Below are 12690 nucleotides of genomic sequence, written 5' to 3' on the forward strand. Positions count from 1 at the left end.
TTCTCCGCACTCCGGGAGATCGTGCTCCCGACGTCTGACGACGGGGCACGGGAGCCCCCTTACTGTCAGGTAGCGTGAGCGCATGTCGGGAACCAGGGACGGTTCGACGGATTCTCCGGAGCGGGTTCCCGCGGTCCAGTCCGTCGACCGCGCGATCACGATCCTGGAGATCGTCGCGGCACGCGGCGAGCTCGGGATCACCGAGATCGCCGAGGAGCTCGACGTGCACAAGTCGACCGCGTCCCGGCTCGTGGCGGCGCTGCAGCAGCGCCACCTGCTCGAGCAGCTCGGCGAGCGCGGCAAGTACGCGCTGAGCTTCGGCGTCGTGCGACTCGCGGCCGCCACGACGGCCCGCCTCGACGTCGCGCGCCTGGGTCAGCCCGTCTGCCAGCAGCTGGCCGAGAGCCTCGGTGAGACCGTCAACATCGCCGTCACCGACGGTGAGGCCGGTATCACGGTCGCCCAGGAGTACGGCACGGCGGCGATCACCTCGCAGAACTGGGTGGGCCGCCGCAGTCCCCTGCACGCCACCGGGGCGGGCAAGGTCCTGCTCGCGTGGATGCCCGAGTGCGACCGCCGGCCGGTGCTGCGGCGCCGCCTCACCCGCTACACCGACGACACCATCGTCGAGACCGCCGCGCTGCGCACCGAGCTCGCACGCGTGCTCGACGAGGGCCACGCCCGGTCGTTCGAGGAGCTCGAGGTCGGCATGCACGCCGTCGCCGTCCCGGTGTTCTCCGCCGACGGCACCGTGGGCTCCGCCCTGTCCGCCACCGGACCCGCCTACCGCCTCCCCCGCCGCCGCGCCCGCGCCGTCGTCGGCGACCTGCGCGACGGCGCCGCGGAGCTGTCGGCGAAGCTCGGTTTCCGCGGGGAGTGAGATCCCGTCAGCACTCGACGATGTTGAGAGCGAGCCCGCCACGGGCGGTCTCCTTGTACTTGACCTTCATGTCGGCGCCCGTCTCGCGCATCGTCTTGATCGCCTTGTCCAGCGAGACGTGGTGGACGCCGTCCCCACGCACCGCCATCCGCGCGGCGGTGATCGCCGTGACCGACGCCACGGCGTTGCGCTCGATGCAGGGGATCTGCACGAGCCCGCCCACGGGGTCACAGGTCAGGCCGAGGTTGTGCTCGATGCCGATCTCGGCGGCGTTCTCGACCTGCTCGGGCGAGCCCCCGAGCAGCTCCGCGAAACCGGCGGCGGCCATCGAGCACGCCGAGCCGACCTCGCCCTGACACCCGACCTCGGCACCCGAGATCGAGGCGTTGCGCTTGAAGAGCAGCCCCACCGCGCCGGCGGTGAGCAGGAAGCGCACGACGGCGTCGTCGTCGAACGCCGGCAGCGACCGGGCCGCGTGGTGCAGGACGGCGGGCACGATCCCGGCCGCGCCGTTGGTGGGGGCGGTGACGACCCGCCCGCCCGCGGCGTTCTCCTCGTTGACGGCCAGGGCGTCGAGCGTCACGCGGTCCATGTCGGTGCACCCGACCCCGGCGTCCAGCCGGCGCCGGAGGTCGGGCGCCCGCCGGCGGACCTTCAGGCCGCCCGGCAGCACGCCCTCGGCGGCGCAGCCGCGCTCGACGCACTCGCGCATCACCGACCAGAGGTGCCACAGACCGGCGCGCGTCTCCGCCTCGGGGCGCCAGGCCCGCTCGTTGGCGAGGACGACGTCGCTGATCCGCAGGCCGTGCGTGCGCGCGATCGCGACGAGCTGGTCGCCGGTGCCGAAGGGATGGCGCTCCGGCGTCGCGTCCTCGCGCAGCACGGGCTCGCCCGTCTCGTCCTCGTCGAGCACGAACCCGCCGCCCACGGAGTAGTACTCGCGGCGCACGACCTCGCCACCGTCGGCGTCGCGCGCGGTGAACACCATCCCGTTGCTGTGGAAGGGCAGGCGCTCGGTCCGGTGGAGCACGACGTCGTCGTCGACGGAGAAGGCCATCGGGTGCGTGCCGGCGAGGGCGATGCGGCGCTCGGCCCGAGCCGCCGCGACGAGCGGGCCGGCCTCCACCGGATCGACCAGATGGGGCTGCTCGCCGCACAGGCCGAGGACGACCGCGGTGACGCTCCCGTGGCCGTGGCCCGTCGCGCCCAGCGAGCCGAACAGCTCGCAGCGCACGGACGCGACGTCGTGCAGGCGGTCGGTGTCGTGCAGGCGCGAGACGAAGAGGAAGGCGGCGCGCATCGGGCCCACCGTGTGCGAGCTGGACGGACCGATCCCGACCGTGAAGAGGTCGAACACCGAGATGGCGATGGGACACCCCCAGGGGACCGTGCCGGGCGTTTGATGTTGGATTAGTATATCAATAGTCGACGGATGAGAGAAGTCTTGGTCCGTCTGTTGTAGGGTCCGGACGTGACTGTTCTCCCGGACGAGCAGGAGTCGAGCCCCCCGGTGTCGCTGTCCGAGCGCGCCTACCAGGCCATTCAGGACAAGCTGATCATGCTGGAGATCCCGCCGATGGCGCCGATCGACGAGGTTGCGCTGGTGGAGTCGCTGGGGGTGGGACGGACGCCGGTCCGCGAGGCGCTCAAGCGGCTCGAGGTCGACCGGCTGGTCGTCTCGTACGCCCGGCGCGGCACGTTCGCGACGGCCGTGGACATCACCGACCTCGCCTACATCTCCGACATCCGCGTGCAGCTCGAGCCTCTCGCCGCGCGCCGTGCCGCCGAGGGCGCCTCGGCGGCGGTGCGCGCGGATCTGGCCGAGCTCGCCGACGCCACCGAGCGCCTCGACGTGCCCGAGCTGTCGCGCGACGAGCTGATGCGCTGGGACATGCGGGTCCACCGCGCGATCTACCACGCGGCGAGCAACCCGCACCTCGAGGACACCCTCGTGCGCTACGACAACCTGGCGACGCGGATCTTCTGCCTGTTCCTCGACCGCATGCACGACTTCGTGTCGCACGTCGAGGAGCACGCCGGCCTGCTGCGCACCATCGCCGACGGCGAGGCCGACGTCGCCGCCCGCAAGGCCCGCCAGCACGTGCTCGGCTTCGAGAAGGCGATCCGCGCGGTCATCTGACGTCGGCACACACGGGCGGTCAGCGCAGCAGCTGCTCGCGGACGACCGCGGTGACCTTCGCGGCGCGCAGGACGACGTCGTCGACGGGGTCGATCGCGAGCAGCAGCTCCTCGCGCACGGCGGGGTCGGTGATCCCGGCGAGGTGGACCTCGACCTGGACGCGCGCCGTCCCCACCGCCGCACGCAGCGCCTCGGCGGCCGCGGCGACGTCGGCCGCCCCCACCCCACGGTCGCCCGGACGCAGGGTCTCCGCGAGCCCCAGGGCCCGCTCGGCCACCTCGAGGATCCGCACCGCGGCCCGGGCGCCGGCCACGGCATGCCCTCCGGCCCCCCGGCCCGAGCCGCGGCCCGAGGCCTCGGCGGCGAGGCGCAGCGCGGCACCTCGCAGGTCGTCGGCGATCTCCGCCGTGCGCCCGCCGTGCGGGCCCACGGCCCGGGCGACGAACGCGGCCCCCAGCGCGGTGTGCAGGGCGGCGGCGCCGGGACCGGAGCCCGACGACGCCACCGACTCCAGGACCTGGTCGACCGTTTCGCTGCGCACAACGCCTCCCACGGGGTCGTCCGCCGTCACCTCTCCGTGCGCCGATGTCTTCAGCGCCGGATCCGGCTCATCTCGGGATCGACGAGCGGCTCGCTCGCGACCGTCGCGCGCACGGGGTGCCCGAAGTACTGAATCTCCACGGGTGTCCCGGGCTCCAGCCCGGCGGGCAGCCACGCGTAGGCGACGGGCCGGCCGATCGTGTGCCCGTAGGCCGCCGAGGTCACGTAGCCCGAGGGCTCCCCGTCGACGAGCACCGGCTCGTGCCCGAGCACCACGCTGCGCCCGTCGTCGACCGTCAGGCAGGTCAACGACCGCGACACCTCCTGCGCGCCGGGTGCGGTGACGGCGTCGCGGCCGACGAAGTCGCCCTTGGACGACGGCCGCACCGCGAAGCCCAGACCCGCCTCGTACGGCGAGTGCTCGGTGGTCATGTCGGTGCCCCAGCTGCGGTAGCCCTTCTCCAGGCGCAGGCTGTTGAACGCGGCGCGCCCCGCGGCCACGACGCCCAGAGGAGCGCCGGATCGCCAGAGGACGTCCCACAGGCGCTGTCCGTACTCGGCGGTCGTGTAGATCTCCCACCCGAGCTCGCCGACGTAGGACAGGCGCATCGCGGTGACCGGCACACCGCCGATCTCGGTCTGCACGCAGCGGAAGAACTTCAGGCCCTCGTGCGAGAGGTCCGCCGAGGTCAGCGGCTGCACGAGGTCGCGGGCGAGCGGCCCCCAGACCCCGATGCAGCAGGTGCCGCCCGACACGTCGCGCACGGTGACATCCCCCGCGAGGGCGGCCTCGCGGCGCAGCAGTTCGAGGTCGAGCGGCCCGTTCGCGCCGACCTGGAAGAGCTCCGGGCCGAGGCGGGCGACGGTGAGGTCGCTGCGGATGCCGCCGGCTTCGTCGAGCGCCAGCGTGTAGGTCACGGAGCCGACCGACTTGTCGATCGTCCCGGTCACCAGGCGGTCGAGCATCGCCACCGCGCCCGGCCCGGAGACCTCGATCCGGGTCAGCGAGGTCATGTCGTACATCGCGACCGCCGTGCGGGTCCTCCACGCCTCCACCGCGGCGATCGGCGAGTGGAACCGCGCCGACCACGGGTCGCGCGTCGGCGGCAGCCACTCGGTCGGCAGCTCCGCGACCAGCGGCGCGTTGGCCTCGTACCACTGCGGGCGCTCCCAGCCGCGGGCCTCTCCGAACACCGCGCCCAGGTCGGTCTGTCGCGCGTGGAACGGGCTCGTCCGCACCTCGCGGGGCGACAGGCGCGGCTGCAGCGGGTGCACGACGTCGTAGATCTCGACGAAGTTCTGCTGCGAGGTCTCGGCGACGTAGTCGTCGGCGAGCTGGAACTCCTCGAAACGGTGCACCGAGCAGCCGTGCAGGTCGATCTCGCTGCGGCCGTCGATCAGCAGCTGCGCGACGCTGCGCGCGACGCCGGCCGAGTGGGTCACCCACACCGCCTCGGCGATCCAGAAGCCGGCGACGTCGGACGACTCCCCGATCAGCGGACCGCCGTCGGGGGTGAACGAGAAGATGCCGTTGAAACCGGTGTCGATCTTGGTCTCGTTCAGCGACGGCAGCAGCAGGCGGCTCTCCTCCCACTGCGGGGCGAAGTCCTCCTCGGTGAACGGCAGCATCGAGGGCTGGCGGGCCTCGCTGACGTCGTCGACCTCGGGCAGCTCGCCCGGCGACACCGGCATCGGGCGGTGCGCGTAGGAGCCGATCCCGATGCGGTCGTTGTGCTCGCGGTAGTACAGGTCCTGGTCCTGGTGGCGCAGGATCGGCAGCCGGGCCTCGATCCCCTCGTCGCCCAGGCCGACGAGGTCGGGCACCTGGCCGGTGAAGGCGTACTGGTGCGCCAGCGGCAGCAGCGGCACACGCATCCCGACCATGTCGCCGATCGCCCGGCCCCAGAACCCGGCGCACGACACGACGATGTCGGCCGGCACCAGCCCCTGGTCGGTCTCGACGCCGGTGACACGCCCACGCCGCTGCGCCACGCCGGTCACGCGCGTCGCGCCCCGGAACACCGCGCCCCGAGCCTCCGTCCGCCGGATCAGCGCGGCGACGGCGCGGGCGGCCTTCGCGAGCCCGTCGGTGGGGGTGTGCAGACCGCCGAGGATCCGCGCGGGGTCCATCAGCGGGTGCAGCCGCGCGCACTCGTCGACGTCGACGACCTGTGCCGGAATCCCCCGGGCGGTCGCCCAACCCTGCTTGCGGTGCAGGTCGGCGAGCCGTTCCGGGGTCGTGGCGACCTCGAGGCCGCCGACCTGGTTGAAGCACCACGCCCCGTCCCCACCGCCGAGGACACCGCCGAGGGAGAGGAACTTCTCCACCGTGTAGGAGGCGAACTCGCTCATCGTCTTCGACGCGTTGGTCTGGAACACCAGACCGGGCGCGTGCGAGGTCGACCCGCCGGTGAGCGGGAGCGGTCCCTGGTCCAGGACGGTGACGTCGGTCCAGCCGCGGCCGGTGAGCTCGTCGGCCAGGTTGGCGCCGACGATCCCGGCTCCGATGACGACGACGCGGGGGATGGTGCTCATGGCGTCTCCCAGAGATGCGGGACGAGACGGTTACGGGACGAACGCTGGGTGGATCTCGGGGGCGGCGTCGACGAGCCAGTCGGCGACGTAACCGGCGAAGGAGGTGCGGACGATCAGGGCGAGGTCGTCGACCCCGGAGACGGGTCCGTGCGCGACGAGCAGGACGGCGGCCTGGCCGAGCAGGGTCTGGGCGCAGCGGCCCCGCGGGAACGCCGCGGGCCGCAGGTCGAGCGAGCAGCCGAACGAGAGCAGCTCCCGCGCGGCGGTGCCCCGCACGCGCAGGCTCGTGCGCTGCGCGGACACGTCGACGGCCATGCCGCCGTGGGCGACGGCCGTCTCGTCGACGTGGAACTCCCAGTCCTCGGGGTCGGCGGTGGTGCTGGTGAGCAGCCACTCGTCAGGCCCGAGGCGCAGGGCGAGCCCCGTCGGGAGCGCGGTCCAGGTGTCGGGCGCCGAGGGCAGTGCGGCGCCGACGGCGGCGGCGACCGCCGCGGGCCCGCTCCCGCAAGGGTCGACGCGGAGGTCGACGGCCGCGACGGGGGCCTCGAGCTCGAGGCGCAGGGCCGGGGTCCCCACGGACGCCAGCGCGGCCCGGCGGTCCTCCAGCGGGTGGACGGCGGCGAGCGTACGGTCAGCCATCCGATCAGCCATCTCTGCGGGCTCCTTCCGGGTCGACGAGTACGGGCTCGCCGATGCGCGCGGCCACGAGCTCGTCGCCGACGGGCACGTGGACGACCTCGCCCAGGCGCTCCCGGCCGCCCTTGACCAGGGCGAGCGCGAAGGGTCGGGCGAGCTCGGCGCTGTGGTAGCTGGAGGTGACGTGCCCGAGCATCGGCACGGGCGCCGGGGGCAGGGCGCCGTCGTCGCAGAAGCGCACGATCTGCGAGCCCTCGGGCAGCTTGGTGGCGGCGTCGGTCGGCAGGAGCGAGACCAGCTGCTTGCGCAGCGGGTTGCCGTTCTCCGGGCGGGCGTGGGACCGCTTGCCGACGAAGTCGTCCTTCGTCGTCGACACCGCCCAGCTCATGCCGAGGTCGTGCGGGGAGACGGTGCCGTCGGTGTCCTGGCCGATGATCGGGTAGCCCTTCTCGGCGCGCAGGACGTGCATGGTCTCGGTGCCGTAGGGCGTGATGCCGTACGGCGCCCCGGCCTCGATCAGCCGCGCCCACACCGCCGGCGCGTACCAGGAGCTGACCGTCACCTCGTACGCGAGCTCACCGGAGAACGAGATCCGCGCGAGGCGCACCGGCACGCCGTCGAGCGTCGTGTCCTGCCAGGTCATGAACCCGAACGCGTCGTTGCGGACGTCGATGCCGTCGGGGCCGCCGAAGACCGCGCCGATCACGTCCCGCGAGCGCGGGCCCGCGACGGCGGCGATGAACCACTGCTCGGTGACCGAGGTCAGGCGCACCCGCAGGTCGGGCCACTCGGTCTGGACCCATTCCTCCATCCGGTCGAGGACGTGCGCTGCGTTGCCGGTCGTGGTCGTGACGAGGTAACGGTCCTCGGCGAGACGCAGCACGGTGCCGTCGTCGACGACCATGCCGTCGTGGCCGCACATCACGCCGTAGCGGACGCGCCCGACCTTCAGGCTCGACATCATGTTCGTGTAGAGCCGGTCGAGCAGGACCGGCGCGTCCGGCCCGCGGACGTCGATCTTGCCGAGCGTCGACGCGTCCATGATCCCGACCGACGTGCGCACCGCGGCGCACTCGCGCAGCACGGCGGCGGTCATGTCCTCGCCGGCGTGGGGGTAGTGCCGGGCGCGCTTCCACTGCCCGACGTCGGAGAACTCGGCGCCGGCGTCGACGTGCCAGGCGTGCAGCGGTGTCGTCCGCACCGGGTCGAACAGGTCGCCGCGCTCGCGCCCGGCCAGCGCCGCGAACGCGACCGGGGTGTACGGCGGGCGGAACGTGGTGGTGCCGACCTCCTGGATCGGGCGGCCCGTGAACTCGGCGAGGATGCCGAGGGCGAGGATCCCGGAGGTCTTGCCCTGGTCGTGGGCGGTGCCGATGGTCGTGTAGCGCTTGACGTGCTCGGGGTGGGTCATGCCGGCGCCCACGGCCCGGGCCACGTCGGCGACGGTGGCGTCCCGCGCGACGTCGACGAACTGCCGGCTCGGCTCGCCGGGTGTGTGCCAGAGCACGAGCGTCGGCTCCGGCCACTCCTCGGCCGGCGCGACGGGGGCGTCGGTGCCGCCGGCCTCGCGCAGGATGTCGGCGAGGGCGAAGGTGCCGTTGGCGGCGCCGACCGCGGTGACGCCGTCGGTGGGCGAGTCCGGCCGGAAGGCGCCGATCACGGCGTCGTAGGTCAGGGTGCCGCCGACGTGGCCGACCAGGTGCGCGGTCGGGTTCCAGCCGCCGCTGACCAGCAGCAGGTCGCAGGGGACCTCGCGGCGCTCGAGGCCGGTGACCGTGCCGACCACGGCCGCGGTCAGGTGCTCCTCGCCGCGGGTACCGTGCACGAGCGCGCCGGTCTCGACCGGGACGCCACGCTCGTCGCAACGCCGCCGCCAGGCCTGCGGCGCGCGCTCGCGGGCGTCGAGGACGCGCACGACCGCGCCGGCGTCGGCGAGGTCGACCGCGGCGGCGTAGGCGGCGTCGTCGCTGGTGAAGACGACGACCTCGCGGCCGGCGAGGACGCCGTGGCGGTGCAGGAGGTCCCGCGCCGCCGAGGCCAGCATGATGCCGGGGCGGTCGTTGTCCTCGAAGACGATCGGGCGCTCGATCGCGCCGGCCGCGACCACGACGCGCCCGGCGCGGATGCGGTGCACGCGCTGGCGGGTGCGCGCGGCGTCGCCCCGGCGCTCGAGGGCGAGCACGAAGCCGTCGTCGTAGTGCCCGAACGCGGTGGTGCGCTGCCGGTGGGTGACCGTCGGCAGCGCGGCCAGCTCGGCGACGACGCCGGCGACGAACGCGAGCGCGGGCTCGCCGTCGATCGTCTCGGTGCCGGTCAGCGTGCCGCCTGCCTCCGGGCGGTCGTCGACGAGCACGACGCTCTGCCCCGCGCGGGCGGCGCTGCGGGCGGCGACGAGGCCCGCCGGGCCCGCGCCGACGACCAGCACGTCGCAGTGGTGGTGCTGCCGGTCGTAGCGGGCGGTGTCGGGGACCTCGGCGAGGCGGCCCTGACCGTTGACCCCGCGCACGACGAGCCCGTCGGCGGCCTCGACGGTCGCGGCCAGCAGCATCGGCTCTCCGAACGGCTCCTCGACCTGGACCAGGCCGGTCGGGTCCTCGGTCCAGGCCGCGCCGATCCCCCGCGGGCGCCCGTACGTGACGCTGGTGGTCTGCGGGCGGGCGCCGTGGGCGAGCAGCACCGACGCGACGGTGTCGCCCGGGTACCCGGTGTAGGGCGTGCCGTCGACGGTGACGGTGATCGTGCGGCTGCGGTCGACGCGGCCGTACCCGGCGACGCGGCTCATGAGGTCAGCTCCGAGGGGCCGTGGAAACGGTAGGTGCGGGTGTCGCGGACGGCGGTGAACCAGCGCCGGCAGCCCGAGGCGTGCACCCAGCGCTCGGCGAGGGGGCCCTTCGGGTTGGCGCGGAAGAACACGAAGTGCGCCCACTGCTCGTCGGTCAGCGAGGCGGGGTGCTCGGGGTAGGGCACGTGGGCCTGGCCGCCGTAGGAGAACTCCGTCTCCTCGCGGGGGCCGCACCAGGGGCAGGCGATGAGTTGCATCTACAGGCTCCTTAGTGCGCGACCGCGGCGGCGCCGTGCTCGTCGACGAGGGCTCCGGTGACGAAGCGGTCGAGGCCGAACGGCGCGACGAGGGGGTGGGGGCGGCCGTGGGCGACGGTGTCGGCGAACGCCCAGCCCAGGCCGGGGGTCGCCTTGAAGCCGCCGGTCCCCCAGCCGCAGTTGAGGAAGACGTTCTCGTAGGGCGTGGCGCCGACGATCGGGCTCGCGTCCGGGGTGACGTCGACGACGCCGGCCCAGCTGCGCAGCAGGTGGGCGCGGGCGAAGACCGGGAAGAGCTCGACGGCCGCGGCCATCTGGCGCTCGATGACGTGGAACGCACCGCGCTGGCCGTAGCCGATGGGCGAGTCCACGCCCGCGCCCATCACGAGCTCGCCCTTGTGGGCCTGCGAGACGTACACGTGCACCGCGTTCGACATGACGATCGTCGGGTGCACGGGCTCGAGGAGCTCCGAGACCAGGGCCTGCAGCGGGTGCGACTGCAGCGGCGCGGGGACGCCCAGCATGTCGAGCAGCGTCGAGGTGTGCCCGGCCGCGCAGAGGGCGACCGTGCCGGCGGCGACGTTCCCGCGGCTCGTGCGCACGCCCGTGACGCGGTCTCCGTCGGTGACGAAGCCCGTGACCTCGCAGTTCTGGATGATGTCGATACCGGCCTCGCTCGCGCGGCGGGCGAAGCCCCAGGCCACGTAGTCGTGCTTGGCGATGCCGGCGCGCGGCTGGAACGTCGCCCCCTGGACCGGGTAGCGGATGTCCGCCGAGACGTTGACGATCGGGCAGACCTTCGCGACCTCGTCGGGGCCGAGCCACTCGGCGTCGATCCCGTTGAGCCTGTTCGCCTCGACGCGGCGCACCGAGTCGCGGACGTCCTGCTCGGTGTGCGCGAGGTTGAGCACGCCGCGCTGGCTGAACAGGATCGGGTAGCCGAGGTCGTCCTCGAGCCCCTCCCAGAGCTTGAGGGCGTGCTCGTAGATGCCCGCCGACTCGTCCCAGAGGTAGTTCGAGCGGATCAGGGTGGTGTTGCGGGCCATGTTGCCGCCCGCGAGCCAGCCCTTCTCGAGCACCGCGACGTTGGTGATGCCGTGGTTCTTCGCGAGGTAGTGCGCCGTCGCGAGGCCGTGGCCACCGCCGCCCACGATGACGACGTCGTAGGCCTTCTTCGGCTCGGCGTCGTCCCAGAGGTGGTCGGGGTGCTCGGGCAGGTGGGCGCCCGGCGGGGTCGGTGCGGTGGTGCCCGGAGTCGTCATGCCTGCAGCTCCCGGTAGAGAGGGTGGCGGTCGGCGAGGGCGGCGACGCGCTGCGCGAGCGCGTCCAGCTCGGTGTCGGTGACCTGCGGACGCAGGGCCAGGGCGATGACGTCGGCGACGGTGCGGAAGTCGTCGGCGTCGAAGCCGCGCGCGGCGAGCGCGGCGGTGCCGATGCGGACCCCGGAGCTGACCATCGGCGGGCGGGGGTCGAACGGGACCGCGTTGCGGTTGACCGTGATCCCGACGCGGTGCAGGCGGTCCTCGGCCTGCTTGCCGTCGAGCTCGGAGTCGCGCAGGTCGACGAGGACGAGGTGCACGTCGGTGCCGCCGGAGACGACGCCGACGCCGGTCTCGGCGAGCAGCCGGTCGGCCAGGATGCGGGCTCCGGCGACGGTGCGGACCTGGCGGTCGCGGAACTCGGGCTCGCCCGCGAGCTTGAACGCGACGGCCTTGGCGGCGATCACGTGCTCGAGCGGGCCGCCCTGCTGGCCGGGGAAGACGCTGGAGTTCAGCTTCTTCGCGAGCTCCCCGTCCGCGGAGAGGATCACCCCGCCCCGCGGGCCGCCGAGCGTCTTGTGCGTGGTCGAGGTGACGACGTGCGCGAGCGGCACCGGCGAGGGGTGCAGTCCCGCCGCGACGAGCCCGGCGAAGTGCGCCATGTCGACCATGAACCAGGCGCCGACCGCGTCGGCGATGCGGCGGAACTCCGCGAAGTCCTGCTGGCGCGGGTACGCCGACCAGCCCGCGATGATCAGCTTGGGGCGGCGCTCGTGGGCCAGCGCCTCGACCTCGGCCATGTCGACGCGGTGGTCGTCGGCGCGCACGTGGTAGGCGGCGACGTCGTAGAGGCGCCCCGAGAAGTTCAGGTGCATGCCGTGGGTGAGGTGGCCCCCGTGCGCCAGCGCGAGCCCGAGGATCGTGTCGCCGGGCGCGAGGAGCGCGGCCATCACCGCGGCGTTCGCCTGCGCGCCCGAGTGCGGCTGCACGTTGGCGAACTCGGCGCCGAAGAGGGCCTTCAGCCGGTCGATCGCGAGCTGCTCGACGACGTCGACGTGCTCGCAGCCGCCGTAGTAGCGCCGGCCGGGGTAGCCCTCCGCGTACTTGTTGGTGAGGACCGACCCCTGCGCCTCCATGACCGCGACCGGCGCGAAGTTCTCGCTCGCGATCATCTCGAGCGTGCCGTGCTGGCGGCGCGGCTCGGCGTCGACCGCGGCGGCCACCTCGGGGTCCGCCGCGGCGAGCGACCGGTCGAGCACGGGGACGGTGCGACCCTCAGGAGCGACTGTGAGCGACATCCGCGTTCCTCATCGTAGCCAATTGATATATCTGATGGCGATGACTGTAGACAGGGACGTCGAGCAGGGTCAACACTTGTCTCGTCGGCGGAGACAGGAGGAGGTCGCGGGATGCCCGAGGGAACCGATCAGTGGACGGCCGGCTTCGAGATGAGCAGGCTCGATCAGCAGCTCGCGGCGCTGATCCTGCGCGACCGGAGGGTCGGCCTGACGATCCGGAGCATCAACGGCGAGCAGGCCGCCGCGATCGCGCGGCGGCACGGGTACGGGCTGGACCTGCGCCCGGTCGAGGAGCCGGGGCGCGTCTGGGCGGTGTTCTCACCGGAGTCGTGACCGCCGATCCGTGTCCTCAGGACACGGGTC

At 73.5% G+C, this 12690-nt stretch carries 11 protein-coding genes; 3 read left to right on the forward strand and 8 right to left on the reverse strand.

Features of this window, described 5'->3' with window-relative positions:
- Positions 1-82 precede the first annotated feature (82 nt).
- Positions 83-880 carry an IclR family transcriptional regulator gene (locus tag AC2A1K_RS00650; protein WP_483894375.1) on the forward strand — a complete coding sequence of 266 codons (798 nt, stop codon included), beginning with the start codon at positions 83-85 and terminating at the stop codon, positions 878-880.
- Positions 881-887: 7 nt separating this feature from the next.
- On the opposite strand, the gene AC2A1K_RS00655 is transcribed toward AC2A1K_RS00650, so the two are convergent.
- Positions 888-2249 carry an L-serine ammonia-lyase gene (locus AC2A1K_RS00655; RefSeq protein WP_483894680.1) on the reverse strand — a complete coding sequence of 454 codons (1362 nt, stop codon included), beginning with the start codon at positions 2247-2249 and terminating at the stop codon, positions 888-890.
- Between the two features lie 102 nt (positions 2250-2351).
- Between AC2A1K_RS00655 and AC2A1K_RS00660 the strand changes: the two genes are divergently transcribed.
- Positions 2352-3020 carry a GntR family transcriptional regulator gene (locus AC2A1K_RS00660; protein ID WP_483894681.1) on the forward strand — a complete coding sequence of 223 codons (669 nt, stop codon included), beginning with the start codon at positions 2352-2354 and terminating at the stop codon, positions 3018-3020.
- Positions 3021-3039: 19 nt separating this feature from the next.
- Here AC2A1K_RS00660 and AC2A1K_RS00665 read toward each other — a convergent pair whose 3' ends face one another.
- Genes AC2A1K_RS00665 through glyA form a run of 7 tightly spaced genes read right to left on the reverse strand, consistent with a single transcriptional unit; the run spans position 3040 to position 12327 of the window.
- Complete coding sequence (locus AC2A1K_RS00665; RefSeq protein ID WP_483894376.1) at positions 3040-3561, reverse strand: hypothetical protein; 522 nt, start codon at positions 3559-3561, stop codon at positions 3040-3042.
- A gap of 50 nt (positions 3562-3611) precedes the next feature.
- Positions 3612-6095, reverse strand: a complete 2484-nt coding sequence (locus tag AC2A1K_RS00670; protein WP_483894377.1) for a GcvT family protein — start codon at positions 6093-6095, stop codon at positions 3612-3614.
- A gap of 30 nt (positions 6096-6125) precedes the next feature.
- A complete protein-coding gene (locus AC2A1K_RS00675) occupies positions 6126-6734 on the reverse strand; it encodes a sarcosine oxidase subunit gamma (protein WP_483894378.1) in 609 nt (202 codons plus the stop codon).
- A 4-nt stretch (positions 6735-6738) separates the two neighbouring features.
- Positions 6739-9513 (reverse strand): 2Fe-2S iron-sulfur cluster-binding protein, encoded by a 2775-nt coding sequence (locus tag AC2A1K_RS00680; RefSeq protein ID WP_483894379.1) that lies wholly within the window; start codon positions 9511-9513, stop codon positions 6739-6741.
- Entirely contained in the window at positions 9510-9770 is a 261-nt protein-coding gene (locus AC2A1K_RS00685) for a sarcosine oxidase subunit delta (RefSeq protein WP_483894380.1), read from the reverse strand. The genes AC2A1K_RS00680 and AC2A1K_RS00685 overlap by 4 nt, the downstream gene beginning before the upstream one ends.
- Positions 9771-9781: 11 nt before the next feature.
- Positions 9782-11032, reverse strand: coding sequence for a sarcosine oxidase subunit beta family protein (locus AC2A1K_RS00690; RefSeq protein ID WP_483894381.1), 1251 nt, complete (start codon positions 11030-11032; stop codon positions 9782-9784).
- Positions 11029-12327: a serine hydroxymethyltransferase gene (gene glyA / locus AC2A1K_RS00695; RefSeq protein ID WP_483894382.1), complete on the reverse strand. Its 1299-nt coding sequence runs from the start codon at positions 12325-12327 to the stop codon at positions 11029-11031. The genes AC2A1K_RS00690 and glyA overlap by 4 nt, the downstream gene beginning before the upstream one ends.
- Before the next feature lie 111 nt (positions 12328-12438).
- Between glyA and AC2A1K_RS00700 the strand changes: the two genes are divergently transcribed.
- Positions 12439-12660, forward strand: coding sequence for a hypothetical protein (locus tag AC2A1K_RS00700; RefSeq protein ID WP_483894383.1), 222 nt, complete (start codon positions 12439-12441; stop codon positions 12658-12660).
- The last annotated feature ends 30 nt before the right edge of the window (positions 12661-12690 follow it).

The organism is Actinomycetospora sp. 2LY8.5, assembly GCF_057180585.1.